This is a genomic window from Bacteroides faecalis, from assembly GCF_003865075.1.
Lineage (GTDB): Bacteria > Bacteroidota > Bacteroidia > Bacteroidales > Bacteroidaceae > Bacteroides > Bacteroides faecalis.
The window spans coordinates 61,130-79,951 of sequence record NZ_BHWB01000018.1; the positions used below are offsets into that span (position 1 = coordinate 61,130).

Annotated in this window: 14 protein-coding genes; 4 read left to right on the top strand and 10 right to left on the bottom strand. The window is 36.9% G+C overall.

From position 1 onward, the window contains the following. Window positions 1–10 precede the first annotated feature (10 nt). From EJF25_RS20435 to EJF25_RS20460, 6 genes are all read right to left on the bottom strand, one after another. Window positions 11–1,585, bottom strand: a complete 1,575-nt coding sequence (locus EJF25_RS20435) for a DUF6850 family outer membrane beta-barrel protein (RefSeq protein WP_125042499.1) — start codon at window positions 1,583–1,585, stop codon at window positions 11–13. A 7-nt stretch (window positions 1,586–1,592) separates the two neighbouring features. Further along, window positions 1,593–2,843: a DUF4876 domain-containing protein gene (locus tag EJF25_RS20440; RefSeq protein ID WP_160119432.1), complete on the bottom strand. Its 1,251-nt coding sequence runs from the start codon at window positions 2,841–2,843 to the stop codon at window positions 1,593–1,595. A gap of 30 nt (window positions 2,844–2,873) precedes the next feature. Continuing rightward, window positions 2,874–5,666, bottom strand: coding sequence for a TonB-dependent receptor (locus tag EJF25_RS20445; protein WP_125042501.1), 2,793 nt, complete (start codon window positions 5,664–5,666; stop codon window positions 2,874–2,876). Between the two features lie 157 nt (window positions 5,667–5,823). Beyond that, entirely contained in the window at window positions 5,824–6,783 is a 960-nt protein-coding gene (locus EJF25_RS20450; RefSeq protein ID WP_125042502.1) for an Ig-like domain-containing protein, read from the bottom strand. Window positions 6,784–7,441: 658 nt separating this feature from the next. Then, window positions 7,442–8,758: an alpha-L-rhamnosidase-related protein gene (locus EJF25_RS20455; RefSeq protein ID WP_125042503.1), complete on the bottom strand. Its 1,317-nt coding sequence runs from the start codon at window positions 8,756–8,758 to the stop codon at window positions 7,442–7,444. A gap of 74 nt (window positions 8,759–8,832) precedes the next feature. After that, a complete protein-coding gene (locus EJF25_RS20460) occupies window positions 8,833–9,669 on the bottom strand; it encodes a hypothetical protein (RefSeq protein ID WP_125042504.1) in 837 nt (278 codons plus the stop codon). Window positions 9,670–9,839: 170 nt separating this feature from the next. Between EJF25_RS20460 and EJF25_RS20465 the strand changes: the two genes are divergently transcribed. After that, the gene (locus EJF25_RS20465) at window positions 9,840–10,562 is read left to right on the top strand and encodes an SGNH/GDSL hydrolase family protein (RefSeq protein WP_125042505.1); all 723 of its coding nucleotides are present in this window, start codon (window positions 9,840–9,842) and stop codon (window positions 10,560–10,562) included. A gap of 114 nt (window positions 10,563–10,676) precedes the next feature. Here the strand turns inward: EJF25_RS20465 and EJF25_RS20470 are convergent, their stop codons facing one another. The 4 genes from EJF25_RS20470 to EJF25_RS26375 all read right to left on the bottom strand — a co-directional run bounded on the left by EJF25_RS20470 (window position 10,677) and on the right by EJF25_RS26375 (window position 16,289). Beyond that, window positions 10,677–12,929 carry a M56 family metallopeptidase gene (locus EJF25_RS20470; RefSeq protein ID WP_125042506.1) on the bottom strand — a complete coding sequence of 751 codons (2,253 nt, stop codon included), beginning with the start codon at window positions 12,927–12,929 and terminating at the stop codon, window positions 10,677–10,679. Between the two features lie 5 nt (window positions 12,930–12,934). After that, window positions 12,935–13,309: a BlaI/MecI/CopY family transcriptional regulator gene (locus EJF25_RS20475; protein ID WP_125042507.1), complete on the bottom strand. Its 375-nt coding sequence runs from the start codon at window positions 13,307–13,309 to the stop codon at window positions 12,935–12,937. Window positions 13,310–13,722: 413 nt separating this feature from the next. Continuing rightward, window positions 13,723–14,766 carry an Imm65 family immunity protein gene (locus EJF25_RS20480; protein WP_125042508.1) on the bottom strand — a complete coding sequence of 348 codons (1,044 nt, stop codon included), beginning with the start codon at window positions 14,764–14,766 and terminating at the stop codon, window positions 13,723–13,725. 14 nt (window positions 14,767–14,780) lie between these two features. Further along, entirely contained in the window at window positions 14,781–16,289 is a 1,509-nt protein-coding gene (locus EJF25_RS26375; RefSeq protein ID WP_306308339.1) for a JAB-like toxin 1 domain-containing protein, read from the bottom strand. Between the two features lie 54 nt (window positions 16,290–16,343). Between EJF25_RS26375 and EJF25_RS20490 the strand changes: the two genes are divergently transcribed. The 3 genes from EJF25_RS20490 to EJF25_RS26240 all read left to right on the top strand — a co-directional run. Then, a complete protein-coding gene (locus EJF25_RS20490; protein WP_370685733.1) occupies window positions 16,344–17,921 on the top strand; it encodes a JAB-like toxin 1 domain-containing protein in 1,578 nt (525 codons plus the stop codon). A gap of 31 nt (window positions 17,922–17,952) precedes the next feature. Then, entirely contained in the window at window positions 17,953–18,528 is a 576-nt protein-coding gene (locus tag EJF25_RS20495; RefSeq protein WP_125042509.1) for an Imm65 family immunity protein, read from the top strand. Next, on the top strand, window positions 18,465–18,822 hold a 358-nt coding region (locus tag EJF25_RS26240; protein WP_200832958.1), incomplete at its 3' end, for an Imm65 family immunity protein. The genes EJF25_RS20495 and EJF25_RS26240, both read left to right, overlap by 64 nt.

Sequence of the window (18,822 nt, forward strand, 5' to 3'; positions counted from 1 at the left end):
TTTTGTTGTATTAGAAAATATAGCCAAAACGTGTCCATACAGTATTTCTTTGTAAATTGTGTTGAGCTTGTAATGTTTGATATCCTGCTCTCAGGTAAAGTGTACCGGACTTGGCAAGTTGATGACTGAATGTTACATCTCCACCTACTGTATAATAACTACTCCATAAAATATCCCGATCCGGATATATCAGTCCTTGGGCAATGGTCGGATCGGTAGTTTCTCGCTCCGTATAGTTGAAAGACTTGTCCGAAGGTGAATGATAACCGCCATTTACATGTATAAGAAGTGAATTATTTCCTTTCAAGGCAATATTGCGTGCTGTCCCGGCTTCTATATGACAAGCGGCATATTTCAAGTAGGAATCCATCACTTTGTAGGTATCTGAATAAGTTTCATATCTTGCTTCCAAATCAAACTTCCATAGATAATCATCTTTCTCTTTCTGACGATTAGTTCCAAATAAGAACAATGAATAAGAACCCTTCACTGCTGTTTGCTTATTTACTGAACGACGTGGAGCTTCGGAATCTGTCTGCCAAGCATTTACTGTAGGAGAAGAATTAAATATCTGGATGATTTCACGTCCCGATCTCTCTTGCCAGAAATAGGAAGCTGCAATTAAATGTTTAGCTCTTTCACTGTAGATATTTATATGCGTTCCACCTGTATAGTGTGTTTCATAGAGGCATCCCCGTTTACGTGGCTTATTGCTTTCTATATCCATTGCATCTTCTGTGTAGTTGGCATAATCTGCATAAACATCCATAGAGATATGTTCTTTATTCACTCCGAAGGTCAAACCATAACCCAGACCGTCACCTTGATACTGACGCTCGCGTTCATTATTGCTGAATATGTCGTACACATATTGTCCTATTCCTTTCAGCATATAGATTTTCTGAGGTTCGTTGGTGTTGTACAGTATTAAGTTTGAATTTTCACGGAATCTGCGATAACGTATATAAGCCCCTAAAGAGAAATCATTCTGTTTCAATGTGACAGAGGGAGCTACCGAAATACTGTTCACGTTGGATTGAGGTCTTGGGTCGATCTTTTTTGATCCGCGATCTACGTTCAACTGTAAATCCAATCCTACGGAAATAAGATTATGAAAGAATGGTGAAGCTCCTTTTGCCCATAAAGCATATGATTGTTTTTGCCAGTTTCCACCTGTACTGTCAGCTAATATATAAGGAGTACCTCTATAAGGATCGATAATGGAATTGAACCGGACATTCTTGTTGTAACTTTGCTCAAGAGAAAACCCACCGGCTATTCTGTATTCCCCCATTTTGAGTGCTCCTTCAGCAGAAAATAGGTAATCGGTAGCCGAGGAGGATTGCTGAGGACGATGGAAAGTCCCGTCTTTGTAATTGATACCCACATAGATGTTGGAATAGCTTTTCCATTGTCCCAATGCCAGATCCGAGGCATCAGCACGGTCGAAAGCAAACGCTTCTTGTTGATATAAGTCCAATTGAGCTACACTTCCCCCATTATTGTCTTCCGTTTGTGCAGAAAGACCGATAGAACTTTCCAGCAACAGCAGACCTATTAATAGATTATATTTTATTTTCTTCATGGCACACTTATTTGGATAAAGGAACTTCATTGATTTCGAAGTCATCTGTTGAATTATTAGTATCCTGATAGATGGTGACTCCATTCTCTATACTCTTCACTTTTCTGATTACACTACGTCCCATATAAATACCGTCCGTAGTCGTAAATCCACTGTCTAATGCCGGTGGAAAGCGTTTGGTATTCGTTGATGTAGCATTTTGAATCAAGTCTACCGCATCAATTACATACTTCAATGGAACTTTTTTACATAACCAGTATTCTTCATCTTCAAAAGGATCCTGGAAAGTTTCAGGTAAGGTTACCGTCTCAAAACTTTCAACTTCATCAGCAGAAGCAGAAATGAGTACCATACCTTGACCAAATACACTGATACGCCACAGATAACTATAATCCGGCCAGAAGATCAAACGCATATTGGGAGCATCGTAATCGGTATAATTATTAGCAGGATCATTGCTATAAGCCTCATAATCAGCTTTAGATAAATCTACCGGAGAATTCAGATTGAATTGTCCGTCTTTATTGTGAGGTGCAGCCATCACAGCAATGACAATACTTTCGCCGCCGTTCAGCATGACAGCCTCATCACCTGCTACGACTTTCCAAAGTGTACGGATATATACATTTTGATAATTTCCTTGTTCTTCATTAGGCCATAACGGTCCCGGAGAGTTCATGGCTCCATAGTGCTCCACACTGCCAATATAAAGATTGTTCAGAAGTACCGGCTGGGGCGAATTATTATAGACAGAGTAAAAACCATCATTTCGGTAAGTTCCCGACGATGGAGTACGTGAACCACTATAATACAATTCTTTAAATATCAGTGTACTTGTCAGAGAAGACACCAATTTCAGATCATTGAGTTGAGGCTCTTCATTTATCCTGAGATTCACGTTCGACAAGAAAGCTACCAGATTAGCCGCTTTCGCATCTTCTTCACCGGTTATTTGTGCTACCTCATCCGCAGATAAAGCACCGGTTGCGTTGATAGTATATTCTCCGGGTAATAGCTTTTCTAATGTCAGCTTCCCCCATTTATCGGTTTGTTTGGTGTAACTGATCTGTTCACTATTATTGGTTAGTGTTATGACAAGAGGTTGTGAATAAGGAGTCTCTGTACCGAAAATGCCATAAGATAAATGGATCTCAAAAGTTTTCACATAAGGAGATTCACTTGCTGTATCTTCCTTGCAAGCAGTACATACTATTACAGCCAGATAAAGAAGGAGAATCCTGTTTATATATTCTTTCATATTTGACATCTGTTAGTTAGCATTATATGATTAAAATTTCAGCCAAACTTCCGCACCGAAGAATTGCTCCGGATTACGGGTCTTATAAGTACCCGGGGATCGTTTACTTTCCTCCAAAGGAGTATACATAAATAGATTATTGACAAAAAATGCAAATCCTCCAAAACGTTTCAACTCCTTAGTCAGGCGTAAATTGAATAGCCATAGGGGAGAATATCTATCAACTATTTCACGATTCTCCAAAATCTGTTTCTGCCAGTCCGGATTGATTGCATCACCCGGTTGAAGCATATGCATAGAAAGATCTTTTGCTGATATATATCCGATAGGTGTCTTGTTCTCTATTCCTAAATAACTTTGCGAATCGTGCCAGATAGTTTGTATGGACAAGGATATCAGAAAACTGATCTTGGGTATGTTGTGAATGATGCGCAGATTGGTAGAGAAGCGCTTGTATTCAGTACCATCACCGGCTTCGTAAATACCTATATCCTTATAATTTCCGTCCGAATCCGGATTCTTTTGATAGAAAGAATAGGCGGTGGAATAGCTACGACTACGCATCCAGGCTCCATTAAACACAAACTGAGTACGGATAGTAGCTATCTGTCCGGAACTGAAATCAAACTCGATTCCTTGATTCTTATTTACCTTGTCGTTCATTGGAGTATTATAGCCCAGAATGACATTAGAGATCTTATCAACACCTAGTTCAGGATAGGTTCCCGGGCGGTTGTTCAGTGTTTTATATTTTACTAATTCAAATTGATGGAAGGTATTAAAATTCCGTCCAAAGGTATATCCGTTTTTCAGTATCTCATTATAGCCGGTAACCGAAAGACTTGTCTGCCCAAACCGGAAATCTGCTCCGATTTCACTTTTCGTATTCTTTGCTATCTTTAGTTTCTGGCTGACTGTATCATATACCTTAGTCGTAATGATGCTAAGTTTCTGGTCATCCACCACTCCGGTTGCACCTAAATTATCGTAATTCACGTAATCAAAATAGGCTTTGTCCGGATATAGAAACATCAACGGAGGAGCCTTGGCTGTAATACCCCAACCGCCTTTCAAAGTCATTATTTCCGGAATTACTTCATAGGAAACGTTGAAGCGGGGAGAAATGACAGTACGGTTTTCTTTACGTCCCGGTTGGATAGCATCTGCTCTTACACCTAGTTGCAACATGAATTCGCGGTTCGCAATTTCTGTCGTTATATTATCTTCTACATAAGCTGATAGTTGGTTCAATGCTGGAATGTCACTATAAGGTCTCATCCTTAATCCACTTGACGGCGGCATCAAAGGGTCGAATACTTTACCTTTACCAAAATTGACATCCATTTTCCAGTCGATACCCGCAACAATCCGGTTCTTAACACCACCTATTTCTTTAAAGAAGTTGGCGGATAATTTTGTGAAAACGTTCAGTGGATTACCATAAGTAGTCATTTTCGTTAAGAATTCATAGGGCAATATGTTAGTTAGTGCTGTAGGATCCAACTTGCTGGCATTTGTGATTTGCTGACCCGTTGAGTCAAAAATATCTTCTTTTCGGTTGGAAGTTATAGTACCGTCTTGCATAGCTGACGTTACCATATAACCGAAGTTTCCTTTAATCTCTTGATTATAACCTTTCTGCCGGGCATAGTTGGCCGACACATTCAGTTTGATGAATTTAAAGAAATCGCTGGTCTGATTCCAGACGATATTAGTATTAAACTTAAAGCCCAGGTTCTCAGCACGACGTTCGCGTTGATATTGAGCATCCGAAGGGTCTAGTTTGGTTGCATCCAAATCGGAATAGAAACCAAACCCAGTAGTGGTAAAAAGATTTTCACCAATGGTTTTGCTATATAATATGTTGGAAGTGAATCGCTGAAAGCCTTGATAAGGTCGGCGTTCGTCACTTAATGATTTGGCATAGTCGAAATCTACACTTAGGTTACCGCCTTTTTTGCCAATTTGGAAACCTTTACCAATGGATGCTTGTGTCAGTGTAGGATTAATTTTCATCTTTACCTGAAAAGGATACACACCGGCTTTCGGATTGATAATGATCACTCCTGAGGTCATATCACCATATTCCACAGAAGGAATCCCTCGGATCACGTCCACAGACTCTATGTTATCCACCGATATTTCACGTAAATCCAGTCCAGAACCTGCCGAAGAGGCGAAGCCGGTATTCAGTGAACCTTCCTTGGCTGTATTTCCTATCTGGAGATTAGCATTGTTTGAAATAGGAGCTCCATTAAATACGATGGAAGTCCCCATACTATTCAACTCATCACTTTGGATTTGTCTGAGTGTAGCACGCGACGGTGAGTTCAGTGTCGGATTGGAAGACAGATGACCGGGTAGCAACTCCAATATATCCCCCAGACTGGTGGCCTGTAAGTGATCGATAGCCGAACGTGAAATGGAGGAAGAAGTAGAGGCTCCTGTTTTGTTATTGGTAGCTACTACGGTGACTTCTTTCAATGAGAAGTTTTCTTCGTACATCTCATATTTTTTTATTTTTCCTTGCTGGTCTTGTACAACAAGTTCTTCCGTAATGGGCAACATACCCACATAACGAATATTTATAGTTGTCTTTCCTGCGGGTACATCACGAAGGAGGAAGAAACCATCGAGATCGGTTGTGGCGAATATGCTATATTGAGGCAAGCTGACAACTGCTCCAGGCAATGCCTCTTTCGTTCTTATATCCAATACTTGTCCCTTGAAATTGATTTTCTGCGTTTTTTGCGCATAACAATTGGGGGTGGATAAAAGAAACATAATGATTAATAAGGGAATAACCCGTAGATGATGAATCATAAAATATTTTTTTATTCAATACTGAACATATTCTTTGGAAAGATGAAAAAGAAACAACAACCGAATAAGGGAGGAAACACCCTAATTCGGTTGGTATATGAAACGCATCTAAAAGATGTAGTAGTGTAGTGCTTTCTTATTAGATATATGCGACAATTTATTTAGATTTCACACAACGTATAGGTAGAGCATTAACTACCGGTTGTTTTTTATCGAATGTTGCGAAGAGGTTATCTGCATAAGCGTAAGCCACTTTCGCTTCATCTGTGATGGTAGTATTGATTTCACAACTCCAAAAATAAGCAGCTTTAGGCAAATATTTTTCAACTGCATCATTGTTTAATTTCCATAATCCACCACGAGCAATTAATAACTTCTCTTGTAGTGCTTTTGCAGCTAAAAGTTCTTCTTCTGTCATCATGTCCATATCTACGAAATCCCAATCCCAGAAAGTAGCATCAGCTATCTTTTTAGTTTCTGCTTGAGTGGGTATTCTCCATCCTGCAGGGCAAGGAGTATTTGCAGAAACAGTCCAATCTTTATAATCTGTTCCGGTAGCATTCCAAGTCTTGTTGAAACTTGAATTTACGTTTGCATCGCCATTTTGGGCAACTGATGTGTTTTTACCGAACTGATAGTAGTTACCGACAGCTGCCGCATTAGGCTCAGAGGCATTGTTGTTGTATGGCTCTGTAGCACCAATATTACGGTCAAGGATCAATAATCCAATTTCATCGGTAGCATCAATTACTTTGTAGCCACCTTCAAGGCATGCTTTAAGTTGAACAGTACAAGTACCGGTTTTGCCATTGGCTGCTTTAGCAGTAATAGTAACTGTAGCATCAGCATCTATGTCTTTCACCAAAGTTAATACACCTTTGTTGTTTACAGTCAGATAAGCTGTATTATTAGAAGACCAAGTGATCGTTGGATCATCTGCATTCTCCGGAGTAATGACAGCACTTAAAGTTGGTAACGTCGCTTGCTCCTGATAGATTGTTGCTGTGGATGGGGTAACAGAGATACCGGTTACTTCAACTGAACTTGGATCGTCGTCGTCACTACAAGAGAATGCAACAAAAGCACTCATTGCTAAAAATAAAAATTCTTTTTTCATTTTTTTATGTATTAGATTGAAATATAAAATAGCCTAATCAAGTTTCATTTTGTAACTATTCTCTATACTTACAATAATAATAGAGAAGCCTACTTGCTTAAAATTATCACAAACATAATATATATTTGAATTAATTCCAAACATTTTGTGCGTTAATCTTTTATATTACCTAAAAATATATCAATATTAGTATTTATGAGTGCTTGAAACTACTATTATAGGATTCCTCCCCATGATAGACGCTTTTCAAAATTTTATAATGTATATTGCCGGTTGTATTTGAGTGTAGTTTTGTTTATGCTCATCTTGTAATACATAAAATACTTAAACTGTAAATTAGACTATTTCTTCATACGGATCAGATTATAATTATCTATAATCTTAGTTTTTTATATTTGGATATTCTTTCTTCTTTGCCAATATTGGTCAAACAGATTTTTGGTATCCATATTCAATCAGATACTATCAAAAGACCTTTTGATAGTATCACCAACTTTTTGTAATGAAAGTACACCATGATGGTATTTTTCGGCCAGCATATTCTACATTTATTATTCTTAAAATGCAGAAAAGCAGGATGATAATTTTAGTAAATAGTTTCATAACACTCTGCTCTGTCAATAGTTATATTTATTTATTGTTGGTTTGATCAAATTGTTTATGGCAAACATAATACATTTGTTTCGGTATCAATACCGTAAAAAATTTCTTTATTCCAACGTTTTTTCTTCTTTCCGTTCAATAATACTTTGTATGGAAGAGATGAGTTAATTCTAACTATAACTTCCTTCACTTTGTTTGTAACGCCACCATCTATTTGAATTAGCAGACGTTTATCTATAGTCTTTTTCCAACTTACTGAGAAAGAATCATTTCCAATTTCAATTCCGTCAATAGAAAGATAATCCAAGTCATTGGGTATTTGCAGATAGATTTCAATCGGAGAACCTGGGATACTGGGCTGAATACCAGCCAGTCCCTTGACAAGACTTTCAATAAATGTAGCATACGACCATAATTGAGAAATATTGGAGCAACCATGAGGTTGGCATTCTGGAAATAATCCTAATGGAGATTCTTGGAGTGACAACGGAGCCTGAGCTGAAAGCTGAATCAATTTCCAACCTAAATCAGTTTGTCCATACTCAAAAGCAGCCGTAGCGCAAATGTTATTATGTACTAGTCCAACTCCGTCATGTGAAATATCTGCTCCTTCATTATATTTGCCTACCATTCCCCAAAGATCATTAACCCAATGTTTTTGAATACTTTTAAAAGCTATTTGACCGTTTTTATCCTGAGCTAGTTTAGTTTTTTGTGGAAATACCACATTCCAGAAATGACTATATATTTTTTCTCCATTCCCGGATAAAGCGCTGGGCCATATAGCATGAGAATCATCCCACCAATCAGCATTAAATCGTCTTTTGTATGCTGAAGCAAGAGACGAGTATAATCCGGACTCTGTAACTTCTCCTATGACAGTCGCCATTTTAGACATACAATTAAGAGCGGGAAATGTATATGCTGCCGTAGTTAATTCTACCCAATTGTTTTTAAACTCGGCTTCTTCCATAAGCCCATGTCCCGGGATATATAAGCCTTTTTCTGCATCTATATCTTTAATGATATCTTGCATCATTCGTTTGCATAAAGGATACGCTTCTGCTAAAAATGTAGAGTCATGTGTCCACGAAAAATATTCCCATACTGCATTTACTAATTGTGGGGAAACCTGAATGTGATCCCATCCTAAAAGAATTCCATCGCTCGATATTTCATGAGGAGCCCGCAACTTTTTCTCCGTATAGTATAGTAAATTGTTCAATGTCCGTTTAGAAATATCCTTAAATCCACCGGATAGACATCCGGCTATTGAAAAACAAAAATCTGTACCAAATAAACGAGGATAGACTGGGACTCCTGCTCCAAGGAACAAATCCGGATAAAAAGGTCTTTCATCTTTTATATTCATTAGTATATTAGCCTTAGCACAATAAAATGCATCCACTATATCTTTTCGGGAACAATCCAAACGAACGCCTTCGTTTATAGAATATGTATATTCCTTCTGTTTTTTCTCTTTTCGGGATTATGGTAGTTTATTAGTCTATTGTAACGTTCTTGAAGAGTTGTAACCGATTTTGATGTGGTACTACATTCACCTGTTACTAAAAAAGGAATTTCTATACTGCTTTCGGCTGGTAAACAAAGATCGTAAATTAATGCAGCTGTATCTTGCCGGATAAAATAGGCTGACGGATTTATAGGGCTTCCCATTGTTAAGAGCCCTGAAGAGTCGAATGCATATATCTGCCCATTCTTATAATAAATAGAATCCTTTTCGTTTCGGAGAGTCTCAGCCCTCCATGAAGGTCGGATATCTACTATACCGGAAAATTCCAGTTTTAGAGTTCTGTCAGTAGGTGAATCATTGTTTATATTCAGTTTGACAAATAGTGCTTTATCATTCTCGGCTACAAAATCCTCCCTTGTAACAGATAGATGGTGTTGCGAAAACGAGAATCTTGCGCTATAAAAGTCAGACTCAAAGTCTGTCGCATCTGTAAGTGCCCAAGTGTATTGATTATTTTCGGATAAAACAAAGCCAAATCCATTTAATAGCTTAATAGGATGAGACCAAACACCCCGTTCTTCTGTTTCATTACCCTGTGCAGGAAAAGAGCCATTCATAAATCCTATTTCATATAAGCTTTTTCCGGCTAGAAAGAATGGGACTTGCCTCAGATCCGAAACTTTCACAGTTCTGTCAATACCGGAAAATTTCAGGCTTTGTTTACCTCCATTTTGGGCATATAAACTCGCTATTGCATTCACTGTGAATATTGTATACAGAAATCCTCGGATAACTAGATGTTTTTTCATACGTTGGCAATTTTATATTGAGCAGATAACTTTGTTTGCAAAGATAGTAAATTTATGAGTGGTTTTCTCTTTATGGTAATTCTATTGCAAATTAGAAGCGTAATTATTATATTTGCAGTTGTTATTCACAAATAAAATCGAAAGTAGCAAAATCTAAAATAGGATTTGATATGAGAAAGTATTATTATTTATTTATACTGATTGTAATATCTTGTAATGTTGGTTTGGCTCAGAGTCGTAAATCTGTATCTATTTTGGGTGATTCATATTCAACATTTGAAGGATTTATGCAACCGAAAACAAATAGTTCATGGTATTCTACAACTCCAAAGCCTGAAACGGATGTAACTTCTGTGAAACAAACTTGGTGGAATAAATTTATCGAAGAAAACGGGTATCAACTTTGTATAAACAACTCGTTTTCCGGATCGACTATTTGTAATACAGGATATGATAAAGAGGATTTTAGCGACCGTTCTTTTATAACTCGTATGCCTGGGCTGGGTTTTCCGGATATTATATTAATATTTGGTGGTACGAATGATAGTTGGGCTGATTCTCCTCTTGGAGATTTTAAGTATGGTGGATGGACTAAGGATGATTTATTTAAATTCCGTCCGGCAATGGCTTATATGCTCGATCATGTGATTCATAATTATCAGAATGTTGAGATCTACTTTATCTTGAATACAGATTTGAAGAAAGAAATCAATGATTCTGTTAAAAATATCTGTCAGCATTATGGTATCGCTTGTGTTGAACTGCAAAATATTGATAAAAAGAATGGACATCCTACAATAAAAGGAATGTCACAGATTAGCGAACAGCTAAAAAACTTTATAGCGCAGAATTCTAACGCTTTGGATTCGAACACCATAGACTCTTGTTGGTAAATCAGCCACTTTGGTGGATGTAAAAAGTAGTTGATAAAATACGATTCACGCAAATTTATGCAGATTTGATTTAATCATTGCGTAAATTTGCGTGAATCTTCATTTAAAGGTATACTACAATATAATACGACCCTTTTGTTCTCGTTGATAATCCTTAATCTTTATTCCTCTCCAATTCCATGGTGAACCATTGGTTGGAGAAATGCAGCCTGCATCGGGATAGACATCATATAAACTTATCTTTTTCACCTTCTTATCTAATTTAGGGAATAGCAATGTCACTAGAATAGAACGTCCTTTACATCCTTCTATCCATGACAGTTTATTTACTTCAATCCCTTTTGCTATTCTTTCCAGTTGATATACTTTGCCTGTTGCCTCGTCTACTATAGCCAAATCTCTACCTACGCATAACCAATGACGATCAAAATATATAGGAATACTTAACGTCACTTCTGTATGATTATCCGTGGTTTCAATTTTATATATCTCAGTTGAACCACTATTCGTAGGGGCAATAGTTAATTGACTGGCAGGAATATTGACTTCCTCCACCCGGTCCGAACGTAGCGGGCGTCCTTCTTTGTCGTATTCAGTTAAACGGGCAATAGTGGGAGCAAATTCATTTACCCATAAATTATTCAGATTCCATCCAGAACCGTTAGGTGGTGTTATTCCATTCTCTTCAGGAAAACAATCTCGGATACTTATCTTCTTTACTTTCTTACCTAAGGGAGGAAAAACCATTGTGAATTCTACTAATCTATCTCTTTGTCCTTCAATCCAATAAGTTTGGTTTAGTTGCATTCCGCGAGTTAGTGAGCGTATACGATAGATATCTTGTGTGTTTTCATCTACAATGGACAAACCCTTCTCAAACTGTATCCAGTGTCTGTCGTAGAGGACAGGGAGAGCGATTGTCACACGAGTATCTTGTGGTGTACATTCTATAAAACGTACGAATGATTCTCCTTGATTTCTTCTGGAAAGGCGTGAAACCACCAATTGGTCACTGCGCAAATCTACTCCGATCTCATTATTTGTATTGTTAGATTGTGGTTCTGGTTCGGATTCTTTTTCCATAGTGCGAATAGCCTTTTCCCAAGTAATGCTTTTGGGCTCTGTTTTGGGCCTTTCTACATTGGCACGAATGGCTTTTTCCCAGGTAATACCTATCGGCTCTGTTTCCGGTTTGTTAGAATCTGTCTTCTGTGTTTCATTCGACTTTGTACTTTCATTGGTAATAAATGGTTCTAATACCGATTGCGAAAAACTATCTGTTATCAGTTCTTCTTCCTTAACACTATTTTCCGGAGTGGGTATTATTTCAGATTTCACATTCGAAGTCTCTTTCGACACAACCGGTACTGTCATATCACCTGCTGTCAAATTGCTAGTAGTCGGCCTTTCTGTAAAAGAAAACAATGCCAACAAACCGATACACAATGGAAATAAGGCTATTTTACGTAATCCGGAGAAACGTTCCTTATATTGATATTTCATCATGATAAATCTTTTTTTAATTAATGAATTATGAAAACCATTCGCAATTTTCGGGCTGTATCCCATTAGCTCTTCGAATAAAATGCGTTGATAATTAAATAATTCAATCTTACTGGAAAGCAAACTATTATCTACCTGAAACTCGTGTAATGCACGCAATTCACGTTTAATCAGCCAGACAAAAGGATTGAACCAGAACAAGACGGACATACATTCAATGAAAAAAGTATCCCGATAATGATGGAAAAAGATGTGTGCTTTTTCATGAAGCACCACCACTTGTAACACTTCTCCTTCTAGTTTTCGATGGATAAAAATCGTTCGATAGAAAGAAAAGGGAGAGGAGACATTATTGTTACGTACAATATGAATCCCATCAGTATCCGTCGTACAGCTTCCCCAACGTTGTAAACGTTTAATGCGTATGACTTCTGTTGATAAATGTAACAACAGTATAAGTACACCAATCCCATAAATTGACCAAGCTATTTGCACATAATCCCATGAAGCATAAAAAGGAGGTTCTTCTACCGGTATCATCGGCTCATTACCACCTTCTGATACTACCGTCTCCGGTATATCAGATTGTATCCCAGGTACTTCAATTTTCGTTTCCGAAATCTCGTTAGTCTGTGTCTCGTATATTATTGACTGCTGATTATCTATTGGTATTACTTCCTTTGGATAAACAGGAATGCGTATCACTGCTACTACAGCAGCTAGCAATACCGAAAATAGTAAAAACTTGCGGCATTGATTGAAAGCTGCTTTACGATCATACAGTAAATAATAACATAACCACAAAATAAACGAGGCTCCAACAAAACGAAGGATCGCCCACCCGCTCCAGTCAAGATCAATCATACTTTCTAATTCTTTTTGTTTTCTTCCAGCATCTTAATGAGTTCGTCAATCTCTTGAACTGACATTTTCTCTTCCTTTGTAAAAAATGAAACCATTGCTTTGACTGAACCGCTAAAAAAGTTATCAACCACACGGTCCATGAATCGATTGGTGTAACTCTCTTTTGTCACTAATGGATAATACTGATAAGTCTTTCCATAACTATTGTATGCTACAAAACCTTTGTTTTGTAGTACACGAAGCACAGTTGAAACCGTATTATACGCAGGACGAGGCTCCTCCAAATCTTGCAAGATTTCATTTACAAAAGCACTTCCTTTCTGCCAAAGTACTTGCATAATTTGAAGCTCAGCTTTTGTTAATTCTTTCTGTTCGTTCATTTCTACTTTTTTAAATTGCATATCTCTTCGCTCAAGTCTTTGGGATACAACCTGATTGTGATGAGGCAAATGTATAACTATAAATATAGATATAAAACTATATTAGTAATATTTCACATTAAAAACAAAGTGTTTAACGTTTGTGGTTGCAATAATCCTATTCTTAATTCATATGCAAGATCTGTTTTCTTTAAATTATATACTACTATTGTGTTCCTTTTATGGATGTTATGAACTTGTTTAGCGTAGTTTGCTTTCTTCATTTTTCATGATGGTAAAAATTATCCTGATAAAAGTTATCTATCATTAGACAACCTATATCAGGGTAAGATACTTTAAGAGGAATCATGTTTTCAGATTCACTTTTGCTTTTATTTATTTTTTTAGTACTCAATGTTCTATTTTTAATGTATTTACTTGTTCTTGAAAAAATGAAACATTCTTTCTTCCTTATTATAGATCCCTTTATTATGAAAATACCTTGTTCTGGAAGGTACAGAATCTGTCTTTAAAAAATTGGTTATTTGGATATCATTATGTAGTATTCTAAATTCTTGAGGTATATGATTGATATCCAAGAAACAAAAAGTTGAATCACAAAATAACTTATACATTGACATCCAGTTATCTTGATTTGGCAGCTTTTGAAGGAATGACTGAGGAGGTTCCGTTTTATAAGGTAGATATTTGAATCCATAAGGTTCAACTACGATAGGTAATGATTTCTGCAAAATTAGTTTTAAAGTATCCGCTCCATTAACAACAGCAAAACTCATATCTATTATTGGATTATTTGATAGCAATAACAAAGAATCAGTCATGTTTTTTATGTAAATATCTCCACTAAAACTCTTAATATAATTTTTCATACTATCTATATTTAAATCGTAGAGGATAGAATCATATTGACGGGAAACAATAATATTCTGTTCGAGTAATGCCATAAAAGCAGGTTTTCCTTGTGGTGAGTCTCCTGAGAAATATGACCAGAGTTCAGGATATTCAAAAGTATAATTATATTCTAATGTGTCTTTTATTAAAGTAAATTCATTTTTGTATTTCCGAAGGGCTAACAGCCAATTATCATCACTCCATATGGTTAGGTTTTCATGAAAATTAGAATCAGGGACAATTCCCTTTTCAAATAACTCTGTACGGGACATTTCAGGTTCATCCAATTCTATAAAACAAAGATATCTATCTTTATATTTTATAACTCTGGATGGTAGTTCGGCTCCGGAAGAGGCGGGGGAATCTGATTCTTTTATATAATAAAATATATTAGAATCATTTGGTAACAATTCGTATATTTCCACATACGGTGTTTGTAAATAGTTGCTATCTATTAATGCTTCTACTTGCCTTGCAACTCGTATATGTATCTCTTCAAGAGAAGGAGAGGGGGATATACATCCCCCCAATAAAAAAAATATAATGATATAAAATAACTTTTTCATAAGCACATTAGTCATTAATGTTTTATATACTCTAATAAATCTTTGTCATCTGATATTGGAATTGAATTGGTTTGGCTTCGTTTTTTATTATATTCATACAACATACCTTCTTTTCCATAATCTTTAAGATAAACAGCATTCTTACGTTTAGGGTCAGCTAAATTAAAGTCATTACCAGCACCTCCTTTTGTTCCTCCCGGTAGATGAGAATGTATGTCTATGATTTTTTTCCCTTTGACAGATAGTTTCTCTTGAGCAACGGTGCCACATTGTACAGCCTGTGGATCACGACTTGTTGAAACGACAGCTGCTCTTGTTCCATTATCATCATACACATCTAATTTCCATTCTACAGAAGTATTATCAGCCGCAAACTTAAAGACTGATGCAGCTGTTTCCAAGTTTTGTGTACTTCCATAGGAAGGGCGTTGCCCAAGGGTACTTTTCTGAACTTCATAAATCTGTTCAAGTAATCCCTTATCTACTGTTATTGATTTTGAAGGATCAGCAGAGAAAGATAAATTATCTGTAGAACTTAATCCTTTTTGGCTGTCTGGGGTTTGATTAAATAACATTCCAGCTTTATTTATTACATAGTCATCTTTTCCATCAACATCAATTCTTAATACCGGACTAGTCTTACAATAAGTATATGGACTCCAATTATAATATTTTTCAGCAGATGGATCCGCCACATGCCACCTAGCTAACGTTGCATCATAATGTCTCGCCCCATAATCATACCAATTGAGTCCATTCTTCTGATCCAGTTCCTTACCATTATACTTATAAGGCTGAACACTAGCTGTAGAAGTGAATGTACCACCAAACGGATAGTAACTGTTAGTTTCCTCCACATTACCATCTTTATCCGCCACCACGCGGGTATTCCCCTGATGATCCTTCAAATAAAAATGATACTTCTTATCCGGGAAACTAACATACCCCGCCTCATTGAGCAACATCTTCAACACCCCATTCTCATAGACCGCATTCCCACAATAATCCGTTGTCAAAGTAGTAGAGCCCGTTTTATGTAACGTACGAAGTTTCGTTCCATCCGCCCCATATTCATACTCAACACTATTTCCCCCTGTAAAGATTACCTGATTAGGCAAATTTAAACAATTATATCCAATACTACTAATATTCTTGTTTAAATCTTTAATCAAATTACCATTTTTATCATACGTATACTCCACCGTCTGATTAGCCCCATCCTTAAATTCCAGACCATTACCAAAGACAGCACTTGTCGCAGCATCCTTCACCGCCTGCAACTGATTACCGTTGTAAGTCAAAGTCAGGTTATCAATCAACCCGTAAGCCGTTGCCGAAATCTGTCCGTAACGCTGCAAACCAAGAATGTTACCCATCTTGTCATAACCCGTAATCTGTTCATTAAAGCGATTCTGGTTCGTAGCAAACGTAGCACCTTCCCCGTAGCTCGCATTCTTCAGCCTTGACAAGCCATCATAGGTAAAACGATAACCCCTGTCTGTTGTCTCCGTTCCCCCTTCCATGACATACTACTGATGTTACCATTGTAACAAGAGTATTTCCGGTTATCTTCTTGTTTGAGAGAATACACATGTACTATCTCTCTCAACAAGAAGATAACCGGAAATACTCCTTGTTACAATGGTAACATCAGTAGTATGTCATGGAAGGCGGGAACGGAGACAACAGACAGGGGTTATCGTTTTACCTATGATGGCTTGTCAAGGCTGAAGAATGCGAGCTACGGGGAAGGTGCTACGTTTGCTACGAACCAGAATCGCTTTAATGAACAGATTACGGGTTATGACAAGATGGGTAACATTCTTGGTTTGCAGCGTTACGGACAGATTTCGGCAACGGCTTACGGGTTGATTGATAACCTGACTTTGACTTACAACGGTAATCAGTTGCAGGCGGTGAAGGATGCTGCGACAAGTGCTGTCTTTGGTAATGGTCTGGAATTTAAGGATGGGGCTAATCAGACGGTGGAGTATACGTATGATAAAAATGGTAATTTGATTAAAGATTTAAACAAGAATATTAGTAGTATTGGATATAATTGTTTAAATTTGCCTAATCAGGTAATCTTTACAGGGGGAAATAGTGTTGAGTATGAATATGGGGCGGATGGAACGAAACTTCGTACGTTACATAAAACGGGCTCTACTACTTTGACAACGGATTATTGTGGGAATGCGGTCTATGAGAATGGGGTGTTGAAGATGTTGCTCAATGAGGCGGGGTATGTTAGTTTCCCGGATAAGAAGTATCATTTTTATTTGAAGGATCATCAGGGGAATACCCGCGTGGTGGCGGATAAAGATGGTAATGTGGAGGAAACTAACAGTTACTATCCGTTTGGTGGTACATTCACTTCTACAGCTAGTGTTCAGCCTTATAAGTATAATGGTAAGGAACTGGATCAGAAGAATGGACTCAATTGGTATGATTATGGGGCGAGACATTATGATGCAACGTTAGCTAGGTGGCATGTGGCGGATCCATCTGCTGAAAAATATTATAATTGGAGTCCATATACTTATTGTAAGACTAGTCCGGTATTAAGAATTGATGTTGATGGAAAAGATGACTATGTAATAAATAAAGCTGGAATGTTATTTAATCAAACCCCAGACAGCCAAAAAGGATTAAGTTCTACAGATAATTTATCTTTCTCTGCTGATCCTTCAAAATCAATAACAGTAGATAAGGGATTACTTGAACAGATTTATGAAGTTCAGAAAAGTACCCTTGGGCAACGCCCTTCCTATGGAAGTACACAAAACTTGGAAACAGCTGCATCAGTCTTTAAGTTTGCGGCTGATAATACTTCTGTAGAATGGAAATTAGATGTGTATGATGATAATGGAACAAGAGCAGCTGTCGTTTCAACAAGTCGTGATCCACAGGCTGTACAATGTGGCACCGTTGCTCAAGAGAAACTATCTGTCAAAGGGAAAAAAATCATAGACATACATTCTCATCTACCGGGAGGAACAAAAGGAGGTGCTGGTAATGACTTTAATTTAGCTGACCCTAAACGTAAGAATGCTGTTTATCTTAAAGATTATGGAAAAGAAGGTATGTTGTATGAATATAATAAAAAACGAAGCCAACCAATTCAATTCCAATATCAGATGACAAAGATTTATTAGAGTATATAAAACATTAATGACTAATGTGCTTATGAAAAAGTTATTTTATATCATTATATTTTTTTTATTGGGGGGATGTATATCCCCCTCTCCTTCTCTTGAAGAGATACATATACGAGTTGCAAGGCAAGTAGAAGCATTAATAGATAGCAACTATTTACAAACACCGTATGTGGAAATATACGAATTGTTACCAAATGATTCTAATATATTTTATTATATAAAAGAATCAGATTCCCCCGCCTCTTCCGGAGCCGAACTACCATCCAGAGTTATAAAATATAAAGATAGATATCTTTGTTTTATAGAATTGGATGAACCTGAAATGTCCCGTACAGAGTTATTTGAAAAGGGAATTGTCCCTGATTCTAATTTTCATGAAAACCTAACCATATGGAGTGATGATAATTGGCTGTTAGCCCTTCGGAAATACAAAAATGAATTTACTTTAATAAAAGACACATTAGAATATAATTATACTTTTGAATATCCTGACTCTGGTCATATTTCTCAGGAGACTCACCACAAGGAAAACCTGCTTTTATGGCATTACTCGAACAGAATATTATTGTTTCCCGTCAATATGATTCTATCCTCTACGATTTAAATATAGATAGTATGAAAAATTATATTAAGAGTTTTAGTGGAGATATTTACATAAAAAACATGACTGATTCTTTGTTATTGCTATCAAATAATCCAATAATAGATATGAGTTTTGCTGTTGTTAATGGAGCGGATACTTTAAAACTAATTTTGCAGAAATCATTACCTATCGTAGTTGAACCTTATGGATTCAAATATCTACCTTATAAAACGGAACCTCCTCAGTCATTCCTTCAAAAGCTGCCAAATCAAGATAACTGGATGTCAATGTATAAGTTATTTTGTGATTCAACTT